Origin of the sequence: Candidatus Planktophila sulfonica, assembly GCF_002288065.1 — a bacterium.
Lineage (GTDB): Bacteria > Actinomycetota > Actinomycetes > Nanopelagicales > Nanopelagicaceae > Planktophila > Planktophila sulfonica.
This window is the reverse complement of record NZ_CP016773.1, coordinates 503736-523198: the sequence shown is the minus strand read 5'-3', so window position 1 is coordinate 523198 and position 19463 is coordinate 503736. Positions and strand designations below refer to the sequence as shown.

21 protein-coding genes are annotated in these 19463 nt (G+C 48.7%); 14 read left to right on the top strand and 7 right to left on the bottom strand.

Features of this window, described 5'->3' with window-relative positions:
* Nucleotides 1-3 precede the first annotated feature (3 nt).
* Entirely contained in the window at nt 4-492 is a 489-nt protein-coding gene (locus A1sIA56_RS02645; protein ID WP_095673410.1) for a YbaK/EbsC family protein, read from the top strand.
* Here A1sIA56_RS02645 and A1sIA56_RS02640 read toward each other — a convergent pair.
* Both A1sIA56_RS02640 and A1sIA56_RS02635 read right to left on the bottom strand, forming a co-directional pair.
* Nucleotides 489-887, bottom strand: coding sequence for an arsenate reductase ArsC (locus A1sIA56_RS02640; RefSeq protein WP_095673409.1), 399 nt, complete (start codon nt 885-887; stop codon nt 489-491). The two genes, A1sIA56_RS02645 and A1sIA56_RS02640, sit on opposite strands and share 4 nt — an antisense overlap.
* On the bottom strand, nt 888-1553 hold the full coding sequence (locus A1sIA56_RS02635; RefSeq protein ID WP_095673408.1) for an aquaporin: 666 nt from the start codon (nt 1551-1553) through the stop codon (nt 888-890).
* A 93-nt stretch (nt 1554-1646) separates the two neighbouring features.
* Here A1sIA56_RS02635 and A1sIA56_RS02630 point away from each other — a divergent pair, with 93 nt between their 5' ends.
* The 4 genes from A1sIA56_RS02630 to A1sIA56_RS02615 are packed head-to-tail and all read left to right on the top strand — an operon-like array spanning nt 1647 to nt 5685.
* Nucleotides 1647-2267, top strand: a complete 621-nt coding sequence (locus A1sIA56_RS02630; protein WP_223298472.1) for a hypothetical protein — start codon at nt 1647-1649, stop codon at nt 2265-2267.
* Nucleotides 2268-2281: 14 nt separating this feature from the next.
* The gene (locus A1sIA56_RS02625) at nt 2282-3088 is read left to right on the top strand and encodes a carotenoid biosynthesis protein (RefSeq protein WP_095673406.1); all 807 of its coding nucleotides are present in this window, start codon (nt 2282-2284) and stop codon (nt 3086-3088) included.
* 6 nt (nt 3089-3094) lie between these two features.
* The gene (locus A1sIA56_RS02620; RefSeq protein WP_095673405.1) at nt 3095-4168 is read left to right on the top strand and encodes a glycosyltransferase family 2 protein; all 1074 of its coding nucleotides are present in this window, start codon (nt 3095-3097) and stop codon (nt 4166-4168) included.
* Nucleotides 4165-5685, top strand: a complete 1521-nt coding sequence (locus A1sIA56_RS02615) for a phytoene desaturase family protein (RefSeq protein WP_095673404.1) — start codon at nt 4165-4167, stop codon at nt 5683-5685. Before A1sIA56_RS02620 ends, A1sIA56_RS02615 begins: the two co-directional genes overlap by 4 nt.
* Here the strand turns inward: A1sIA56_RS02615 and A1sIA56_RS02610 are convergent.
* Together A1sIA56_RS02610 and metF are read right to left on the bottom strand one after the other, a co-directional pair.
* The gene (locus A1sIA56_RS02610; protein ID WP_095673403.1) at nt 5654-6271 is read right to left on the bottom strand and encodes a CDP-alcohol phosphatidyltransferase family protein; all 618 of its coding nucleotides are present in this window, start codon (nt 6269-6271) and stop codon (nt 5654-5656) included. The two genes, A1sIA56_RS02615 and A1sIA56_RS02610, sit on opposite strands and share 32 nt — an antisense overlap.
* Complete coding sequence (gene metF, locus A1sIA56_RS02605; protein ID WP_223298482.1) at nt 6268-7131, bottom strand: methylenetetrahydrofolate reductase [NAD(P)H]; 864 nt, start codon at nt 7129-7131, stop codon at nt 6268-6270. The genes A1sIA56_RS02610 and metF overlap by 4 nt, the downstream gene beginning before the upstream one ends.
* 43 nt (nt 7132-7174) lie before the next feature.
* On the opposite strand from metF, the gene A1sIA56_RS02600 reads away from it, so the two are divergent.
* The 9 genes from A1sIA56_RS02600 to A1sIA56_RS02560 all read left to right on the top strand — a co-directional run bounded on the left by A1sIA56_RS02600 (nt 7175) and on the right by A1sIA56_RS02560 (nt 16506).
* The gene (locus A1sIA56_RS02600) at nt 7175-8245 is read left to right on the top strand and encodes a polyprenyl synthetase family protein (protein WP_095673401.1); all 1071 of its coding nucleotides are present in this window, start codon (nt 7175-7177) and stop codon (nt 8243-8245) included.
* Nucleotides 8245-9729 carry a phytoene desaturase family protein gene (gene crtI, locus A1sIA56_RS02595; RefSeq protein WP_095673400.1) on the top strand — a complete coding sequence of 495 codons (1485 nt, stop codon included), beginning with the start codon at nt 8245-8247 and terminating at the stop codon, nt 9727-9729. The genes A1sIA56_RS02600 and crtI overlap by 1 nt, the downstream gene beginning before the upstream one ends.
* Nucleotides 9730-10608: a phytoene/squalene synthase family protein gene (locus A1sIA56_RS02590; protein ID WP_095673399.1), complete on the top strand. Its 879-nt coding sequence runs from the start codon at nt 9730-9732 to the stop codon at nt 10606-10608.
* Between the two features lie 94 nt (nt 10609-10702).
* Nucleotides 10703-11293: a nicotinamide riboside transporter PnuC gene (gene pnuC / locus A1sIA56_RS02585; protein ID WP_095673398.1), complete on the top strand. Its 591-nt coding sequence runs from the start codon at nt 10703-10705 to the stop codon at nt 11291-11293.
* Nucleotides 11259-11795, top strand: a complete 537-nt coding sequence (locus A1sIA56_RS02580; protein ID WP_095673397.1) for a uridine kinase family protein — start codon at nt 11259-11261, stop codon at nt 11793-11795. Before pnuC ends, A1sIA56_RS02580 begins: the two co-directional genes overlap by 35 nt.
* Nucleotides 11796-11805: 10 nt before the next feature.
* Entirely contained in the window at nt 11806-13704 is a 1899-nt protein-coding gene (pknB, locus tag A1sIA56_RS02575; RefSeq protein WP_095673396.1) for a Stk1 family PASTA domain-containing Ser/Thr kinase, read from the top strand.
* Between the two features lie 4 nt (nt 13705-13708).
* A complete protein-coding gene (locus A1sIA56_RS02570) occupies nt 13709-14581 on the top strand; it encodes a deoxyribonuclease IV (protein WP_095673395.1) in 873 nt (290 codons plus the stop codon).
* Complete coding sequence (locus A1sIA56_RS02565; RefSeq protein ID WP_095673394.1) at nt 14578-15456, top strand: DMT family transporter; 879 nt, start codon at nt 14578-14580, stop codon at nt 15454-15456. Before A1sIA56_RS02570 ends, A1sIA56_RS02565 begins: the two co-directional genes overlap by 4 nt.
* A complete protein-coding gene (locus tag A1sIA56_RS02560) occupies nt 15457-16506 on the top strand; it encodes a threonine aldolase family protein (RefSeq protein ID WP_095673393.1) in 1050 nt (349 codons plus the stop codon). It abuts the gene before it with no gap.
* Here the strand turns inward: A1sIA56_RS02560 and A1sIA56_RS02555 are convergent.
* From A1sIA56_RS02555 to A1sIA56_RS02545, 3 genes are read right to left on the bottom strand one after another with little or no spacing between them, the layout of a single operon-like run.
* Entirely contained in the window at nt 16480-16974 is a 495-nt protein-coding gene (locus tag A1sIA56_RS02555; RefSeq protein WP_095673392.1) for a methylated-DNA--[protein]-cysteine S-methyltransferase, read from the bottom strand. The genes A1sIA56_RS02560 and A1sIA56_RS02555 overlap by 27 nt on opposite strands.
* 10 nt (nt 16975-16984) lie before the next feature.
* A complete protein-coding gene (locus tag A1sIA56_RS02550; protein ID WP_095674171.1) occupies nt 16985-18340 on the bottom strand; it encodes a class II 3-deoxy-7-phosphoheptulonate synthase in 1356 nt (451 codons plus the stop codon).
* Nucleotides 18341-18382: 42 nt separating this feature from the next.
* Entirely contained in the window at nt 18383-19408 is a 1026-nt protein-coding gene (locus tag A1sIA56_RS02545) for a 6-phosphofructokinase (protein ID WP_095673391.1), read from the bottom strand.
* Between the last annotated feature and the right edge of the window lie 55 nt (nt 19409-19463).

Here is a 19463-nt window from a genome sequence, read left to right as displayed (position 1 = left end):
CATATGGATGGAATTCTCGAAAAGGCTGCAGTTAAACGTTTCAAAGAGGCCGCAGATTCACTTGGTGTCAAAGGTGAAATCAATATCCTTGCAGAAACTGCGCGCACTGCAATCGATGCAGCTAACGGCCTTGGTATTGAAGTCGGTCAGATTGCATCATCACTCATCTTCAGACTTCCATCAGGAAATCCGTTACTGATTATCACAAGTGGTCGCCACAGAGTTGATACAGACCTTGTTTCAAAGAACCTCAACATTCCAGAACTCGGTCGCGCCGATGCCAACTACGTCAAAGAAGTTTCCGGCTACTCCGTTGGTGGCGTATCCCCTATCGGCTGGATCTCAACACCAGAAATCACGTTGATCGACGAAGCGCTCAATGATTACGACGTTGTGTGGGCTGCATCAGGACATCCGCACGCGGTTTACCCAACAAGCTACTCAGAACTCATTGCCTGCACAGGTGCAACGCCTATGGTTGTTGGAGATTAGGCAAGAAGTTCAGCGAGTAACTTTTCTACGCGCGACTTAATCTCATCACGAATTACGCGAACAGGTTCAATCCCCTGTCCTGCAGGATCATCTAGAACCCAATCTTCATAACGCTTACCTGGGTAGAACGGGCAGACATCGCCACAGCCCATAGTGATGACAGCATCTGATTCTTGAACTGCTTCGGTTGTTAATACTTTTGGAGTGTTGTTGGCGATATCGATTCCAACTTCAGCCATTGCTTCAACTGCAATGGGGTTTATTGAATCCTTAGGAGCAGAGCCTGCAGAGAGAACTTCAACGCGACCCTGTCCGAGTTCGCGCATAAAGCCTGCTGCCATCTGTGAGCGACCGGCATTGTGAACACAGACGAAGAGAACGGTTGGTTGGCTCATTTACTTTCCTGACTTTGCTTTAGTGGTGAGGTATTTGAATCCTGCATAACCAAGGGCTGCGCCTACGATTTGCGCGCCGATAAATGCAGGAACTGATGAGAAATTGATGCCTGAGAAAGAATCAGTCAGGCTTCGTGCAATCGTGACAGCTGGATTGGCAAAGGAAGTGGATGAAGTAAAGAAGTAGGCAGCGCCGATCCACGCAGCAACGAGGCGTGGGATCTTCTTATCTATTCCCTGCTTCACTGCTACAAAGATGATGAAGATAAGGCCCGCAGATGCAACCACTTCTCCGAGAAGAAGGTTGACTCCTTCTCTTACATTCTGCGAAGGATCAATAGCAGGGTGTTCAAACATGAGGTTGGCGATGATTGCGCCAAGTGATCCACCAAGGATCTGCACAACAAAGAATGCAATTGCATGAGCTGCTGTTAGCTCTTTACGGAAGAACGCGATTGCACTGACCAATGGGTTGAAGTGGGCGCTGCTGATTGGGGCTAAGAGAGTAATGAGAATGTAGAGAACGAAGACTGTTGCAACGGTATTGATAAGAAGGTCGATGCCAAGGTCTGGGCTGAGGTTAGTTGCCATGATGCCTGAGCCAACAACGGTGGCCACAAGAACAGCTGTTCCTAGAAACTCAGCGAATAACTTCTTGCGCAGCATGGGTATCCTTTTACTATGGAAAGCGCCGAGAAAGTCACCGTCGCTTACTTCTTTACTATTGCACGCAAGAGTATCCCCTTCGCCTTTCTCAGCATGGCAATTGACCGGATGCGCAGTCGCAAGTTCACCGGAATTTCATTTTCGAAGCTTCTGGGAACGGGTACGGGCAAAACATTTACCCCAAGCGATGCTGACCTGACTCGATGGGGCATGGTTGTGGTCGTCGATCAGAATCGTTTGGCTGATTTTGATTCATCTTCCATCGTGACCAACTGGCGCAAGAGATCTACATCAGAATTTCGCGCAGTTCTTTCGCCTTTGTCTTCACATGGTTTGTGGGCAAAGACCAATCCTTTTGACTTTACTTCTGCGCTTTCAACTCCTGATGCGCAGATTGCTGCGATTACACGTGCGCGAATTAAGTGGCATCAAAACTTTCGTTTCTGGGGTGCAGTTCCACCGGTGGTCACAGATCTTCACAACTCTCCTGGTTTGATTACAGCAATCGGAATCGGTGAGGCACCTATCGGACTGCAAGGCACTTTCTCGCTCTGGAAATCAGCAGCTGCTCTTCGGGATTTTGCCTATAAGGGGCAGGCGCATCAAGTCGCCATCAAGCAGACTGAAGAAATCGGTTGGTATAGCGAAGAACTCTTCGCACGCTTTGAGGTACTCGAGCTCCGCGGTGAGATTTCTGCAACGAGAGCGAAGTAAGGCAGACTTAGACCATGTCAATCCGCCATTACAACCCGCGCCGTAGGCGTCGTGGCGGTATTTCTCCTCAGGCAAGAAACTTTCTCTTTCTCTTTGTTGGCTTAACAATCCTTCTTCAGATTTCATATCCGCTCATCGAGGGCGAAGCCTTGCGCTTGGTCACTATCGCAACTATCTATATGGGTGCACTCGCCATGGTTGTGCATGGACACCTCTCTTATGGAGCGAAGTATTCGACTCGCTATCTGCCCATTACCGCGCTCTTTGGATTAGGAATCGAAGTTCTCGGAGTTCATACAGGATGGCCATTTGGAGTCTATGAATATGACTCATCCCTTGGCGCACAACTCTTCGGAGTTCCACTTGTTGTTCCTTTTGCTTGGGTGATGATGGTTCATCCTGCGCTCTTAGCTGCACGACGTATCGCAGGTAATTGGGTATTTCTCTACGGAGGCGCAGTTCTTGCAGCATGGGATCTCTTCCTCGATCCACTGATGGTCGGCGCTGGTCGTTGGACATGGGAAGTAACTGGCGCGCACGTTCCATTTACTCCAGATATTCCACTATCGAATGCCTTTGGTTGGTTACTTGCAGGTTTAGTCATTGTCGGAATTCTCAATCTTGTTCTACCGAAAGAGCGACGCAAGGAAGCAGCTTCCCTTGCGGCAGTTGATGCACTTCTTCTCTGGACTCTCTTTGGCGGATTCGTCGGCAACCTCTTCTTCTTCGATCGCCCCGGACTCGCATTCTTCGGCACAGTGATTATGGGTGGACTACTTACTCCGTACTTCTTCTCAAGCTGGCTCGGCAACAAAGATTAATTAGTAATGGCTCAATTTCTTTTATCTTTTTCAATTCTCATCTTTGCAATCTCGCTCATTAACTTTTTCACAATTCGCATTCCTAAAAGGGACGAAGAGGTCAAGAAAGCTGTAACCGTCTTGGTTCCGATGCGTAACGAGGCAGAGAATGTCCCTGAATTCATTTCGGCGCTGGTTTCGCAGATGGGCGTCAAGAAGCTCAAGTTCATCATCATCAACGATGGATCTACAGATAAGACAGCCGAACTACTCGTAACTGTTATCGGCAGCGATTCACGATTTACTGTGATTGACTCCCCCGAGCTTCGCCCGGGATGGCTTGGAAAAGTATCTGCGCTGCAATCAGGTTATGAAGCGACAACTTCGGATTACATCATCACACTTGACGCGGATGTGCGCCTAGAACCCAATGCAATCATGCGCGCAATTACACAGATGGAGAGGCTGAGACTGGATTTCATCTCACCATACCCACGTCAGATTGCGCAGACTTTCTCTGAAAAGTTAATTCAGCCTCTTCTGCATTGGTCTTGGATGGCTACCGTCATTCTTCGCCTCGCTGAGAAATATCCACGTCGTTCAACCGCCGTAGCCAATGGTCAATTCTTTGTCGTGCGCTCAACTGCACTAGAAAAGATCAGTGGTTTCACATCAGTCAGCAATCAAATCCTTGATGACATCGAACTTGCACGTTCTCTGATTGCAGCTGGTTTTAAGGGCGTAGTCACTGAAGGCTCAGCAATAGCAAGCACTCGCATGTATGGATCATTTGATGAGATCCGACAGGGCTACGGAAAATCACTCTGGAAAGCTTTTGGTGGCCGTATCGGTGCTGTCGTTGCGGTGGCCTTTATCTTTATTACAGGAATCCTGCCTGTCATTCTTATCTTCAACGGCTATCTCACCGGATGGTTTATCTACGCCTACATAGTTTTCTCTCGCGAAATCAGCGCAATCCGTTCGCGCGGTAATCCGATTTACGCATTCTTGCATCCGCTTTCAAGCGCTCTGTTGATTTATCTCATCATCTACTCATGGGCTAAACGCGGAACTATCCAGTGGAAAGGTCGCACCGTATGACCGGCCATGTGGGAAAAGTAAAGAACGTTGAAAACATTGCGGTTATTGGCGCAGGTATCGGCGGACTCTGCACAGCAGCTCGTTTAGCAAAAGCCGGACATAAGGTCACAATCTTTGAAGCATCCGATCGCACCGGCGGTAAGTGCCGCACTGAATGGATTGGCCGCTACGCATTCGATACTGGTCCTTCACTTCTGACTCTGCCGGCTGTTTATCGCGATTTCTTCCAGCGCACAGGCGAGGTCATGGGTCGCGTTCTTGAAATTGAAGAAGTAAATCCATCTTTTGATTACCGGTTCCACGATGGCAAGTCAGTGAAGTTTGCCAACTTATCTCGCAAGAAGACGCTGGCCTCAATTGAAGAATCTCTTGGCGCAGATGCAGCAGCTGAATGGGACCGAGTGATGTTGCAGGCGGAAGCGATGTGGGATGTCTCGCGCGAACCATTTATTGAGTCAGAGCTGAAGTCGCCAGTTTCTCTACTCAAGCGCCCGCGATTGATTCGAGACCTAAAGACTATTTCACCGTGGAAATCACTGCGCGGTCTAGCTATTTCTAATCCAAACCTGGCAAAGATTATGGATCGCTATGCAACCTATAGCGGCTCTGACCCTCGCGTAGCTCCTGCAGTTCTATCAACTATTGCTTTCGTCGAAGAAGCGTTCGGTGCTTGGCATATCAAGGGCGGTATTGGCACACTCTCTGAAAAGATCACTGAGAGATGCGAAAAGCTGGGCGTAGATATTCAGCTCAACGCCCGCGTTGAAGAAATTACCCTCACATCAGGCCGTGTTTCAGGTGTTGTAGTACATGGCAATAAGCAGAACTTTGATCGCGTAGTTGCCAACGCAGATGCGCAATTTGTCTACGAGAAGTTATTGGCACCAACCAATAAGGTTGTAAAAATTCGTAAGCAACTGGCAAAACAAGAACCTTCACTTGCTGGTTTCTCGCTCCTACTTGGTCTTAAACCATCGGATGCGCAGCCACTTGAACATCACACCATCTTGTTCCCTGAAAATTACGACCTTGAATTTGAAGCAATCTTCACCAGTAAGACCCCGGTTGAGAAACCAACTATCTATATCTGCGCACCTCGCGATCCACTGATGGTTAAAGATAAAGGTCATGAGGCATGGTTTGTCTTAGTAAATGCTCCGCGCCACAGCACCACTGGTGATGGTTTTGATTGGAGCGATGAAAACTTCAAGCGCCAGTATGCAAATACGATTATCGATCAGATTGAGTCACAGGGAATCGCTATTCGAAATCGCCTAGAAGTACTTGAGATTCGCACTCCCCTAGATTTACAGACAAGTGTTAATGCACCAGGTGGTTCGATCTATGGAACTTCAAGTAACGGTGCGCGCTCTGCATTTGCTCGCGCGAAGAACCGCTCACCAATTAAGGGTCTGTACTTAGTAGGTGGATCCGCTCATCCTGGAGGCGGGCTACCTCTTGTGGGCCTCAGCGCAGAGATGGTTGCTAACGCAATTTTAGAGAAGCAACCTTCATAACCTTTAAGAAGCTAAAGGTAAGAAGAGCCAAGAACGCGTATGAAAGTTGCACCGTTCCTGGAATATCAAAGATGTAGAAGATCAAAGCAAAGGCCATAAAGATTGCGCGCACTGGTCGCTCAGTTGGAGTCACAACACCGATTTCACGATGACCAAGTGATGCAAGGCGTGCTCGGGCATATTCCTGCGTTGATGCAATCGTCCACATGGTGATGACGACCCAAGCAGGAATACCTAAGCGCCAACCCATATAAAGCCAGAATGCTTCAGAGATGCGATCGGCGAGTGAATCAAGGAGCTCGCCCCATTTGCTTTCAGTGCCACGAAGAATCGCAACGCTGCCATCGATACCATCGAAGAAGAGTGAGATGACAAGCAAAAGGAGTGCAATGGCTGCGTACTCAGAAAGCCCCATTGCAATCGCTGTTCCGAGGCCAAGAAAAGTTAAGAGATTAGGTGTGATGCGAAGAGCTACACAAACACGCGCTGCTTGATAAGAGAACGAGAGCCATCCACCTACAACGCCTTCAGTATCCGCGCCACCATGGAGTTCGCTCCAGCGCTCTTTAAACTGCTGCTCTTTCATCGCTCATCTTTAATCTGCGAGTAAATCTCGCGGGTAGCCGATGAGGTATTCATTGTGTAGAAGTGAAGTCCCGGGGCACCTGCTTCAAGTAACTCCTGACAGAGTTTGGTGGCAAGTTCGACGCCAACTTTGCGCACATCATCTGGATTACTCTCGACCTTTGCAAAGGCGCTTGAAATTTCTGAAGGAATTGGCACGCCACTGAGTTCTGCCATGCGATTAAGTTGCTTGACATTGGTCACAGGCAAGATGCCGGGAATGATTGGAAGCGTTGAGCCCTTTGCAGCTAACTTATCAACGAGAATTTTCCACTTAGCTGTATCGAAGAAGAATTGCGTTGTTGCAAATGTTGCACCGCGCTTCTCTTTCTCAAGCAACACCTGAACATCTTTATCGATATCTCCTTCAGATGATGGATGCCCATCTGGAAATGCGGCGACGCCGATAGTAAATCCGCCGAATTCAGCAGCGAGAGTTACCAGCTCATCTGCGTGATTGAGTCCGCCTTCAGTTGCACTCCAAGGTGCACGAGGTCCACCAGTTGGATCTCCGCGAAGTGCCAAAATACTTTTGATTCCAGCGTCGCGATATTTACTCAAGATATCTACCAACTCATCGCGAGTAGAACCCACACAAGTTAGGTGGGCAACAGTCGGGATATGTGTACGAGCGGTAATTTCTGAGGTGATGCGAATGGTGCGGTCGCGGGTTGAGCCACCTGCGCCATAGGTCACAGAGATGAAATCAGGGGCGATGGATTCAAGCTGCGACATCGCAGCCCAGAGGCGCTCTTCGCCTTCAACATCTTTGGGTGGGAAGAATTCGAATGAGTAGGTAAGGCCACTCTTCACACTGCGCATCTCCACGGCGTCAGGGTACCTTTTCTCCGTGGATAAAGAGGTCATGAAGAGCGCATCAGAGGTACGCGATGCTGTGAAAGGCGAACTTACTCACTATCTCGCCGAACAACGTGACTATCTCACCAGCATCGCATCTGAATTAGTACCGGTCTGTGATGCCCTCGAAGATTATCTTCTTGAAGGCGGCAAGCGTCTTCGCCCTCTCTTTGCCTATGCAGGTTTCATGGCAGCAGGGGCAACTCCAAGCCGCACTGAGATTCGTGCAATGGCGAGCTTGGAACTCTTGCAAGCATGCGCACTTATTCATGATGACTTGATGGATGGATCAGATACGCGTCGCGGAAAGCCAGCGATCCATCGCCACTTTGAAAATCTTCATCGCCAAGGTTCGATGGCAGGACTTGCTGAACAATTTGGCGAAGCAGCTGCTGTATTGCTCGGAGATCTCGCACTTGTCTGGTCAGATCACATGCTTCACAACAGTGGTCTTTCACATGAATCACTTACAGCAGCGCTTCGCATCCACGATGAAATGCGTATCGAACTAATGGCAGGTCAGTACCTCGATGTTCGTGAAGCAGGCGAACGCGAACATAGCGTCGAACGTTCGCTACGAATTGCCCGTTACAAGTCAGGTAAGTACACAATCGAACGTCCGCTGCATTTAGGTGCGGTCATTGCCCGTCCATCAGCGACTGAGCATTCTGAACTTCTCAACGTACTTTCTGCATACGGCCTTCCACTCGGTGAAGCATTCCAATTGCGCGATGACATACTCGGCATCTTTGGAGATCCTGAAACTACGGGCAAGCCTGCAGGAGATGACTTACGCGAAGGAAAGCGCACAGTATTGATGGCGATGACCATGGAGAAGGCAACGGATGCTGCCCGCGCAGAACTTTCAGCCAATCTTGGTAAGCCTGACCTCTCTGCAGAAAAAATCGAGTCACTTCGTGCGCTCATCATGGATACCGGCGCAATCGCCGATGTAGAAAAATTGATCGACCGCCTCGGTGAAGAATCAGTAGCTGCAGCAAATTCTGCAGCGATTAACGAAAATGCACGTCCATTTCTCTTAGCTCTCGCTGAGACCGCAATCCGTAGGAGCTACTAATGACAAGAACCGTTAAGGGACCCACAGATCACGTTGTCGTAGTTGGCGCAGGTCTGGGTGGACTCAGTGCAGCGCTACGCCTTGCAGGTGCTGGCCGTAAAGTCACAGTGATTGAACGTGAAGCCGTACCTGGTGGGCGTAATGGTCTGCTCAATAAGGATGGATACTCATTCGATACTGGTCCAACTGTTTTAACAATGCCTTCACTTATTCAAGATGCCTTTAGTTGCGTGGGTGAAGATATGAAGGATTGGCTTGAACTCATGCCTCTTTCACCTCTGTATCGCGCTTTCTACGCAGATGGATCTCAGATTGATGTCCATGCAAATACTGCGCAGATGGAAGAAGAGATCCGCGAGAAGGTTTCACCTGAAGAAGCTTTGGGTTACCGCCGATACGTAGATTTCGTCACCAAGCTTTACAAGTACGAGATGCATGACTTCATCGATAAGAACATCGATTCACCGCTTAATCTTCTGACTCCTAACTTGGCTCGCCTCATTGCTCTCGGTGGTTTCAGACATTTACAGCCAAAGGTCAATCAGTACCTCAAGGACCCACGTCTTCAGAAGGTTTACTCATTCCAGGCTATGTATGCCGGCGTTAGCCCACAGCAAGCCTTGGCAATTTATGCAGTCATTGCCTATATGGATTCAGTAAACGGTGTCTTCTTCCCTAAGGGCGGAATGCATGCAGTTCCACGCGCTCTAGCCGCTGCTGCTCAGAAGCACGGCGTTGAATTTAAGTACAACACAACCGTTACTGGCCTTGATAAGCAGAACGGTCGCGTCAAGGCTGTCACAACAAATACCGGCGAACGCATTGAGTGCGATGTCGTTGTGATGAACCCAGATTTGCCAGTTGTATGGCGTGACTTGCTAGGTAAGACACCACTTAATATCAAGCGTCTTAACTACTCACCATCATGTGCAACTCTGCTCGTTGGTTCATCTAAGAAGTATGACCATATTGCTCACCACAATATTCACTTCGGCGAATCTTGGGATGGCGTCTTTGACGAACTCATCAATAAGAAGGTTCTAATGACAGATCCTTCTGTGTTGGTGACTGTGCCAACTCATGACGATCCATCTCTTGCACCTGCCGGAAAGCAGTCTTATTACATCTTGTACCCAACACCTAACTTGGATGCAGATATCGATTGGACCAAGCAGGCAAAGCCTTATCGCGATCAGATGATTCAGACTCTTGAAGACCGTGGATATACAGGTTTTGGCGATGCCATCGAAACAGAAGTTATGACTACTCCCCTTGATTGGCAGGCACAAGGAATGGAGCGCGGTGCACCATTTGCTAGCGCACATACCTTCTTCCAGACAGGTCCATTTAGACCACGCAATATGGCAGCTGGATTTGAAAATGTTGTCTTCGCAGGTAGCGGAACTCAACCAGGCGTTGGCGTTCCAATGGTTCTTATCTCAGGACGTTTGGCAGCTGAACGAATTGTGGGTCCGGTTAAGTAAATGGATCAAGCTCTTGCAGCAAGTTATGAAGAGTGCAAACGACTTAACTCGTTGCATGGCAAGACTTACTACTTAGCAACCCTGCTTCTTCCCAAGAATAAGCGTCCATACGTACATGCTCTCTACGGTTTTGCTCGCTATGCCGATGAAATCGTTGATGATCTAGCTTCCACTCTTTCTCCAACAGAGAAAGCTGAAGCGTTGCGTTCTTGGAGCAGCGGAGTTCTTGCAGACCTTAAGTCGGGTACAAGTACCGATCACATAGGTCGCGCACTCGTTGATACCGCTCGTAAGTTTGATATCCCCCACCAATACTTTGTTGATTTCTTGCACTCCATGGAGATGGATTTAACCGTCACCGAATATCAGAGATATGAAGATCTTCTTGAGTATGTCTACGGTTCTGCTGCTGTCATCGGTCTTGAGATGGTCCCAATTTTGGGTTACTCAGATGAGCGCGCATACGAGGCCGCGAAGAAGTTAGGTATCGCCTTCCAGCTCGCCAACTTTATTCGCGACGTGAACGAGGATCTCGATCGTGGTCGCGTGTATTTACCTCTTCAAGAGCTTGCTCAATTCGGAGTAGATCGCGCCATGTTGGAACGTCGCGTCTTAACCCCTGAAATCACTGCTGCGCTGAAGTTCCAAATCGCTCGCGTTCGTCAATTACAGCGAGAAGCCGATATCGGGATTGCTTACTTGGATAAGGAATCTCGTCCCTGTATTCGTGCAGCGAGCGAGTTGTATTGCGGAATCGTCGATGAAGTCGAAGCAATTGGCTATGACATCTTCAATAAGCGAGCAAAGACTTCAACTGCTCGCCGCGCACGCGTTGCAGGAGCTGCCTACATTCAGGCAATTGCTGCTCGTATTCGCTAAAGTTATACATAACGGGAGCCACAGTGGCTGAGAGGACTTCATCGAAGTCGACCGTCTGACTGTTCCGGTAATGCGGATCTAGAAATGAGGATAGATGTATTCCACCTTTTTCACCGCCTGGACTTATGAAGTCTCTTATCTCGAATTTATTGCATCAGTAGTTTCATTTATCGGTGTAGCACTCGGTATTACAGCAAAGAGAATTACTTGGCCTTGGTGGGCGCTCAGTAGTGTTTTGTATGGTCTCTTCTTCTTACATTACAAACTTTATGCAAGCGCTGCGCTGCAGTTAGTCTTTATCGCAGCAGCAATTGCTGGTTGGTATGGCTGGGAACCAACAGGTGCAAAGCCTGGTCCATTCAAAAATAAGTATCGCCTGTATACAGTCGGTGCAATTTTGGTTGCAACACTTGCACTCGGCCCAGTCTTGAAATGGGCAGGGGCTGCATCTACCTACGTTGATGCACTTCTCTTCTTTGGTTCACTCGCTGCACAGATTCTGATGGTTTATGAAAAGTACGATAGCTGGCCAATGTGGTTGGTTGTCGATGCCGGATACGTCGCGCTCTATGCATCACAAGGGTTACTCTTTACAACACTACTTTATGTAGCGTTCACTGCAATGGCTGCGCTGGGATGGAGTACTTGGTATGGATCTCATAGACGCGCTATCCGATCTCTGTAAGGACGTACCGCAACCAATCATCGCAATTGATGGGCCAGCAGGTGCAGGAAAGACCACCCTTGCCCACGATATAAAGCTTGCTCTCGCCCAGAGTTATTCCATCACTGAAGTACATATGGATGATCTCTATCACGGTTGGGATAACGCACTTACATCGCAATTAACGGACGTTCTTACGCACCTTGTGAGCGCCCATAAAGATGCAAAGCCAATATCTCTTTCTACATATAACTGGCTCGCCGGCGAATTTAATCAAGCATCTGAAATTGAAAAATCAGAGCTGCTTATCCTTGAAGGAGTCGGCAGCGGGCAGATGGCTATTCGCGATTCACTTGCTGCCCTTATCTGGATTGATATCGAGGATTCAGAAGGAATGGCAAGGGTTTTAGAACGTGATGGAAATGAAATAGAGAGTCAGATGAAAAAGTGGCTTTCCACACAAGAGCAACATTTTCGCGACGAGGGCACGCAGAACGCCGCTGATTTCGTACTGACTACCTAGAATTCGGGATATGTCTGACCTGACCGGCGAGCTCATTGATGGGCGTTACCAACTCATTCGCCAGATGGCCACAGGCGGCATGGCCAGCATCTACGAGGCACTCGATACTCGTTTGGATCGCAAAGTTGCAGTCAAAATCATGCACCCCCACTTGGCGCAGGATGAACAATTTGTTGAACGCTTTATCCGCGAAGCGAAAGCTGCTGCCGCTCTATCTCACCCAAATATTGTTGCTGTACAAGATCAAGGCTGGAATCAGAATGGCACGCCAGCAATCTTCTTAGTGATGGAGATGATCGAAGGTCATACGCTTCGTGAATATCTCAACGAACAAGGAAGCCTTTCAGTCAAGGATGGAATCAAGTTCCTCCTTCCAGTTCTCAGCGCCCTATCGGCCGCCCACAAAATTGGAATCGTTCACCGCGATTTAAAGCCAGAAAATATCTTGATCTCTAAAGAAGGTCGTATCAAGATTGCCGACTTTGGTTTAGCAAAGGGTCCTTTGCTGGGCGGCACTATGACGGCAGAATCCAGCGTCATTCTCGGTAGCGTCTCTTACCTCTCCCCTGAGCAGGTGCAACGCGGCATCGCAGATTCACGTAGCGATATTTATTCGATAGCAATTACTGCATTTGAAATCTTTACAGGCAAAAAACCTTTTGAAGGTGCTGAACCAATTCAGATTGCCTACATGCATGTCAATAATCGTGTTCCTAAGATCAGCTCATTAGTTTCAGGTATTCCAGAGCAACTCGATGATTTGATCTATCGCGCCACTAGTTCTAATCCAGATGAGCGTCCACGCGATGCAACGGTCTTCCATGAAGAGCTATCGCGCATTAATCAGGCGCTCAGTCCTAAAGAGAATCAACTCAGCCTAGAACTAGATATTCCCATCGAACCGATGCGACCAAAGCCAACCCGAAAATCACTGCGAGCAAAGGTAAGAGAATTGACTGAAAGCATCCCGACTCCTGCACCTCGTGAAACCACCGAAGAGGTAAGAAAGCGCAAGAAAGCTAGCAAGCGCGTTCGTCGCAATCGCAAGATTGCTCTGCTTATGGCCGTAGTCGTCGGCATTGTTGGTTGGTATGTATTGATTGGTCCAGGCTCTCGCGTCGTCGTTCCATCAACAGTTGGCGCATCGCAGAGTGAAGTATCTGCAGCTCTTGAACCGCTAGGTCTTACTTCTCTGATTATCGAGAAGCAATTCAGCGAAGATATTGCTGAAGGTCGAGTCATTCAATCTCTTCCTGAAGCTGGCGGTCGCGTCGATGCAGGCGGAACTGTGAAACTTATTGTTTCTAAGGGACCTGAACGTTTTACTCTTCCATTAGTTGTGGGGCTTACACCCGAGGCAGCAACAAATCTAATTGCGAAGATGCCACTGGATCTCAAGCCACTTTCTGAAGAGTTCAGCACCACTGTCCCAAAGGGTTATGTCATTGATTCCAATCCACCGTCAGGTGAGAAGGTAAAGCGCGGCTCTGTTGTTGTGATTCGTGTTTCTAAGGGAATCGAACAAGTAGCTCTTACTTCCTACATCGGAAAGAGCTCAGATCAGGCTCTCAATGAACTTCAAGATGCAGGATTTGCCGTCACTTCCACATATGCATTTAGCGAGACTCGTCTTGCTGGAGAAGTGATTTCGCAGAAACCTGCAGGAGGGGCAACCGCAGATAAGGGTTCTGCAGTTGCACTGGTTATTTCTAAGGGAACGCAATATGCATATATCCCTAACCTATTTTCAATTGAAGAAGCCAAGGCTGTTCAAGCCCTGAAGGATCTTGAGTTGAAGGTCGTCGTCAAGAAGATCGGTAAGAAAGCGGTCAAGAAGGTGACAAATATTTCTCCGAAGGTGGGAAGCAAGGTCAAACGTGGCAGTACGGTGACCATCACAGTAGGGTAGGCAAATGTCTCCAGCTGCTAAGTCACCAAAAAAGCCACGTATCGGCGCTCATACTCCTACTTCAGGAGGAATGGCTAAGCGTTCCATTGCATATGCCGAGTTAACACAAGCTGAAGCAATTCAAGTATTTACATCGAATCCACGCGGATGGGCGATGCCTGAGACTAATCATGAAGCTGATGCGCTCTTTCGCGAAAAGGCTGAGGCGCTCGATATTGAAACTTATGTGCACGCACCATTTCTCATTAACTTAGGTTCGCCAACTGAAGATACATATAAGAACTCATTGGCATCGACTGCTTATTCGCTTAAGCGCGGCCAAGAGATTGGCGCACTCGGAGTTGTTATTCACACAGGATCTGCTGTGAAGGAAGATAACGTCGATAACGCATGGAAGCAGATTAAGAAGGGCGTTATGCCTATTCTTGAAGCGCTCGATGATGATGCACCAATGCTCTTGCTGGAACCTACTGCTGGACAAGGTCAATCACTTGTGAAGCGCCTAGAAGATTTAGAGAACTACTTGAAAGCTCTGGAATACCACCCAAAGGTCGGCATCTGTCTTGATACCTGTCACGTCTTTGCAGCAGGGCACGACATTGCCAAGAAGGGTGGAATGAAGGAGACCCTCGATCTTCTCGTTCAAGTTGCTGGCATCGAACGAATTCAACTTATCCATGCCAATGATTCAATGGATGTCTGTGGCGCGCTTAAAGACCGCCACCAAAATATCGGTAAGGGCTTTATCGGAGTCGATCCATTCGCGGAATTGCTGAAGCATCCTGCGGTAGCGAATGCTCCACTTATTCTCGAAACTCCAGGAATGGAACCTGAACATGGCGAGGAAATCGCACTTCTAAAGCAGCTGCGTGGATGAGTTCATCTCACGCTTTAAAGATTCGCCTTGCGCCCTGGGCGCTTCTCTCAGTTTCTGCTGCGTGGGGTATGGCCTTTGTTGTGATGAAAGATGCCATCGAACGTCAGAGCGTTAATAACTTTCTCTTTACTCGCTTCTCGCTAGCAGTCATTGTCATGATTGCTTTGAAACCAAGTGTGATCAAGAAATTTAATCGCGAGTTACTTCTACCCGCAAGCTATGCCGGCATTTTTCTAGGGCTGGGCTATATCTTTCAAACTCTTGGGCTAGCACGCACAGGAGCAGCCATCACAGGTTTTGTTACCGGGCTCTATGTTGTCTTTACGCCATTGCTAGCTAGTTACTTTCTGAAAGAGAAGCTCACCAAATTAATTTGGGGTTGTGTCTTTGTGGCAACGGTTGGACTTGGGCTACTTTCCATCCGTGGCTTCTCGGTTGGATTTGGAGAGATGCTGGTTCTTGCAAGCGCCTTCTTCTTTGGTGCTCACATCATCGCGCTAGGTAAATGGTCATCGGGTCGCGACGTCTATGCGATGACAGTTGTACAGCTTGCAGTCTGCGCACTTCTCTCTGGAATCGCATCAATCCCCGAAGGCTATTCAGCGCCACCAGATTCAGGCGTATGGGCAGTCGTTATCTTTACCGCCGTTATCTGTACTGCCGTTGCCTTTGTGGTTCAGACCTGGTCTCAGGCGCATATGACCACGACTAAGGTTGCCGTAATTCTCACGATGGAAGTTGTCTTCGCGGCAATCTTTGCATTTATCTTCGGTGGTGAACGTTTGACCATTCAAGCTACCCTTGGTGGTCTTATGGTTCTGACTGCAATGTTCGTCATCGTTCTCACTGAGAATTCATCATCGGAGAATAAGTAAATGGCTATTGATCTACGCTCTGACACTGTCACTAAGCCCAGCCTTGCAATGCGCGAATCTATGGCATCTGCTGAAGTCGGCGATGATGTATATGGCGATGATCCAACCGTTAATGCACTCGAAGAACGCGTTGCTGCAATGTTCGGCCAGGAAGCTGGCCTCTTCTCCCCCACAGGTTCACTTGCTAACCAGCTAGCTATACGTACATTGGTAAAGCCCGGCGAAGAACTTCTCGTAGAAACGCGATCACATATTGTCCGAGCCGAACTTGGAGCTGCGGCAACTTTTAGCGGAATCACAACGCGTACCTGGCCATCAGTTGATGGCCTTCTGAAGGCTGAAGATCCTTTAGCTATTGCACATGAGAACGCTGGCCCTTATTTGGTTTCAACTAAGGCAATTGCAGTTGAGAACACACATAACTTCGGTGGCGGAACTGTTCAGCCGATTGAGGAAATTGCCAAGCTCTCAACAGCTGCGCGTGCACGCGGAATCGCCATGCACCTCGATGGCGCACGCATCTGGAATGCCCATGTTGCATCCGGTGTCTCTTTCGCTGAATACGGCAAGCACTTTGACACCATTAGCGTCTGTCTTTCAAAGGGACTTGGCGCACCCATCGGTTCAGTCATGCTTTCAACGAAGGAACGTGTTGGCGAAGCGCGCATCTGGCGAAAACGTTACGGCGCTGGAATGCGACAAGTAGGAATCATTGCAGCGGCAGCTCATTACGCTCTTGATAACAATATTGCTCGTCTTGCCGAAGATCATGCTCGCGCAAAGAAGATTGCTGTTGCACTCGCTGCCGTTGATGCATCCCTCGTAGATCCTGCAAAGGTTATGACAAATATTGTGGGTCTTGATCTATCAAAGGTCGGAATAACAGCCGCTGATTTAACTGCGCGCTGCAAAGAAGCTGGTCTATGGATTAGCGCACTGGGTCCTCACTATGCACGTCTTGTTACTCATCTTGATTTCGATGATGCGCAGTGTTCTCAGGCGATTGAAATCCTGGAAAAAATATTAAAGAGCGCCCTCATGGCGAAGTAGCCACTCTTTCTTACTTAATCCGTAGGCATAATTTCCTAGCGCTCCGCCAGTTTTTACGATGCGATGGCAGGGAACAATGAGAACAATTGCATTCTTTGCACACGCACTACCGGCAGCACGAACAGCTGCAGGGCTTCCAGCGCGATCTGCTAGATCAGCGTAAGAGATAACTGCGCCAGGCTTTACCTTCCTCATCGCCTTCCACGCTGCTTGTGAAAATGGAGCACCAGGTTGACGTACTTGAATCGAATTAAGCGCTGAGATATCTCCAGCAAAGTAATCGTTAATCAGATCCGTGATGACAGGAATCTTTGCAACACTCTTGATGTCGTGCGCGGCATCATCGGCACCTAGGCTCTCTTTGAGCGCCTTGAGATTGGAGAGATTTGCCGCAAGCAGGATGTGTTGATCTGCAATCAGATTGAGATTACCGATAGGTGTTGCAAGGGTGGAAAGAAGCAGCGTCACGCTCGCTAAATTAGCGGTCGCGCAACATTTCAGCAACCAAGAATGAAAGCTCGAGTGATTGCGAGTGATTCAAGCGTGGGTCGCATGCTGTTTCATAGCGTGATTCGAGATCCTTTTCAGATACTTCGTTTCCGCCACCAAGGCATTCAGTGACATCGTCACCAGTGAGCTCAATGTGGATTCCACCCGGGTGGGTTCCGAGCTTCTTATGGACTTCAAAGAATCCGCGTACTTCATCGAGAACATCTTCGAAGTTACGAGTCTTGTAGCCATTCTTGGATTCAAAAGTGTTGCCGTGCATTGGGTCGCATACCCAGAGAACTTGCGCGCCGCTCTTTGTAACACCTTCGACAAGCGCTGGAAGTGCCTGGCGAATCGTGCCCGCACCCATACGTGTAATGAAAGTGATGCGACCTGGCTCGTTATCTGGATTGAGCTTTGCAATAAGTGCGAGTGCATCTTCTACAGTCGACTTTGGTCCAAGCTTGATACCGATTGGATTGCGTACCTTTGATGCGAAATCAACGTGTGCGCCATCGAGCTGACGTGTGCGTTCTCCGATCCAGATGAAGTGTCCTGAAACATCGTATGGAAGCTGCGTACGTGAATCGATACGAGTAAGTGCCTTCTCGTATTCAATGATGAGAGCTTCGTGGCTTGCATAGAAATCAACAGCCTTGAACTGTTCTGGATCTACGCCAGCTGATTGCATAAATGAAAGTGCGCGACCGATTTCATTTGCCATCTGCTCGTACTTATCGCCGAACTTAGAATCGCGGATAAAGCCCTTATTCCATTCGTGCACCTGACGAAGATCTGCAAAACCACCACGGGTAAATGCGCGAACTAAGTTAAGAGTTGCAGCAGATGTGTTGTAAACACGCACAAGACGATTTGGATCTGGGGTGCGAGCTGCTTCTGTGAATTCAATATCGTTTACAGCATCGCCGCGGTATGCAGGAAGTGTGACATCGCCACGAGTCTCAAGGTCATTGGAGCGTGGCTTTGCGAACTGCCCGGCCATGCGGCCTACCTTGATGACAGGCAAGCTTGAGTAGTACTGCAATACAGCAGCCATCTGCAAGATTGTCTTGATGCGGTTACGAATTGAATCAGCAGTTGCTGAATTAAATGTTTCGGCGCAATCTCCACCTTGTAACCAGAATGCTCGACCTGCTGCAGCTTCTGCGATCTTCGCCTTAAGATCATCGCACTCGCCAGCAAAGACAAGTGGAGGAAGAGCGCGAAGATCAGCAACTGCCTTCTTCATCTGCTCGCCATCATGTCCGCCCGGCCAATTAGGTTGCTGGGCAGCGACGAGTGATGGGTCGAAGAGATTATCTAGCTGCGAGGAAGAGGTATTCATAGTCATAAGAATAGGTAATTCAGTGGCAATCTCGGAGGGAGATTATCCAAAGAACGAAGTGATCTCCTCGTAGCGCTCGATTGGAACAGTCTTAAGAACATCTGTCGCTGATGCCAAAGGCACGCGAGCGATTGTTGTTCCGTGAAGAGCCATCATCTTGCCGAAGTCACCTTCGTGAACAGCTGTGATTGCCTCTAGTCCAAAGCGTGAGCTAAGAACGCGGTCAAAAGCTGATGGAGTTCCACCGCGCTGGATGTGACCAAGAACTGTGCAACGCGTCTGGTATCCAGTCTTTGTCTCGATCTCAGCTGCGAGCCAATCGCCAATACCTGAAAGCTGTACGTGGCCGAATGCATCGAGTGGCTGATCCTTAGTGATCATGTCGCCATCCTGAGGAATTGCACCTTCAGCGATAACGATGATTGGAGCTGTACCTGTTTCAAAACGTGACTTTACGTATTCGCATACCTTGTCGACAGAGAACTTAACTTCTGGAATCAAGATGCATGCCGCATCTCCTGCAATACCTGAGTGGAGTGCAATCCAACCAGCGTGACGACCCATGACCTCAACGATCAATGGGCGGTGGTGTGATTCTGCAGTTGTGTGAAGGCGATCGATTGCTTCCATTGCAATGTTGACGGAAGTATCGAAACCGAATGTGAAATCTGTGTTGTTAAGGTCGTTATCGATTGTCTTTGGAACACCGATGACCTTGACGCCTAGCGCGTCGAGCTTTGTTGCAACGCCGAGTGTGTCTTCGCCACCGATTGCGATGAGAACATCGATGCCCTGATCAGCAAGATTCTGCTTGATGCGCTCGACGCCGTTCTCCATCTTAAATGGGTTGGTACGTGATGAACCGAGGATGGTTCCGCCCTTTGCAAGGATTGGCTTTACAGTTGCAAGATCCAAAGGCATGGTGAGAGCCTCAAGAGGACCCTTCCAACCATCACGGAATCCTACGAACTCGTATCCGTACTCTTTGATTCCCTTTGTAACTACTCCGCGAATAACGCCGTTAAGTCCTGGGCAATCTCCGCCGCCTGTAAGAATTCCAATACGCATTGCAACGCTCCAAAATTAAGTGAGATTTGGCTAAATAAATAAGCCGCACTGTGGT

Excerpts from the sequence above, each read along its gene's own strand:
- A1sIA56_RS02645 (WP_095673410.1), top strand. The coding sequence starts at position 4 with ATGGATGGAATTCTCGAAAAGGCTGCAGTTAAACGTTTCAAAGAGGCC.
- A1sIA56_RS02640 (WP_095673409.1), bottom strand. The coding sequence starts at position 887 with ATGAGCCAACCAACCGTTCTCTTCGTCTGTGTTCACAATGCCGGTCGC.
- A1sIA56_RS02635 (WP_095673408.1), bottom strand. The coding sequence starts at position 1,553 with ATGCTGCGCAAGAAGTTATTCGCTGAGTTTCTAGGAACAGCTGTTCTT.
- A1sIA56_RS02630 (WP_223298472.1), top strand. The coding sequence starts at position 1,647 with ATGGCAATTGACCGGATGCGCAGTCGCAAGTTCACCGGAATTTCATTT.
- A1sIA56_RS02625 (WP_095673406.1), top strand. The coding sequence starts at position 2,282 with ATGTCAATCCGCCATTACAACCCGCGCCGTAGGCGTCGTGGCGGTATT.
- A1sIA56_RS02620 (WP_095673405.1), top strand. The coding sequence starts at position 3,095 with ATGGCTCAATTTCTTTTATCTTTTTCAATTCTCATCTTTGCAATCTCG.
- A1sIA56_RS02615 (WP_095673404.1), top strand. The coding sequence starts at position 4,165 with ATGACCGGCCATGTGGGAAAAGTAAAGAACGTTGAAAACATTGCGGTT.
- A1sIA56_RS02610 (WP_095673403.1), bottom strand. The coding sequence starts at position 6,271 with ATGAAAGAGCAGCAGTTTAAAGAGCGCTGGAGCGAACTCCATGGTGGC.
- metF (WP_223298482.1), bottom strand. The coding sequence starts at position 7,131 with ATGCGCAGTGTGAAGAGTGGCCTTACCTACTCATTCGAATTCTTCCCA.
- A1sIA56_RS02600 (WP_095673401.1), top strand. The coding sequence starts at position 7,175 with ATGAAGAGCGCATCAGAGGTACGCGATGCTGTGAAAGGCGAACTTACT.
- crtI (WP_095673400.1), top strand. The coding sequence starts at position 8,245 with ATGACAAGAACCGTTAAGGGACCCACAGATCACGTTGTCGTAGTTGGC.
- A1sIA56_RS02590 (WP_095673399.1), top strand. The coding sequence starts at position 9,730 with ATGGATCAAGCTCTTGCAGCAAGTTATGAAGAGTGCAAACGACTTAAC.
- pnuC (WP_095673398.1), top strand. The coding sequence starts at position 10,703 with ATGTATTCCACCTTTTTCACCGCCTGGACTTATGAAGTCTCTTATCTC.
- A1sIA56_RS02580 (WP_095673397.1), top strand. The coding sequence starts at position 11,259 with ATGGATCTCATAGACGCGCTATCCGATCTCTGTAAGGACGTACCGCAA.
- pknB (WP_095673396.1), top strand. The coding sequence starts at position 11,806 with ATGTCTGACCTGACCGGCGAGCTCATTGATGGGCGTTACCAACTCATT.
- A1sIA56_RS02570 (WP_095673395.1), top strand. The coding sequence starts at position 13,709 with ATGTCTCCAGCTGCTAAGTCACCAAAAAAGCCACGTATCGGCGCTCAT.
- A1sIA56_RS02565 (WP_095673394.1), top strand. The coding sequence starts at position 14,578 with ATGAGTTCATCTCACGCTTTAAAGATTCGCCTTGCGCCCTGGGCGCTT.
- A1sIA56_RS02560 (WP_095673393.1), top strand. The coding sequence starts at position 15,457 with ATGGCTATTGATCTACGCTCTGACACTGTCACTAAGCCCAGCCTTGCA.
- A1sIA56_RS02550 (WP_095674171.1), bottom strand. The coding sequence starts at position 18,340 with ATGAATACCTCTTCCTCGCAGCTAGATAATCTCTTCGACCCATCACTC.
- A1sIA56_RS02545 (WP_095673391.1), bottom strand. The coding sequence starts at position 19,408 with ATGCGTATTGGAATTCTTACAGGCGGCGGAGATTGCCCAGGACTTAAC.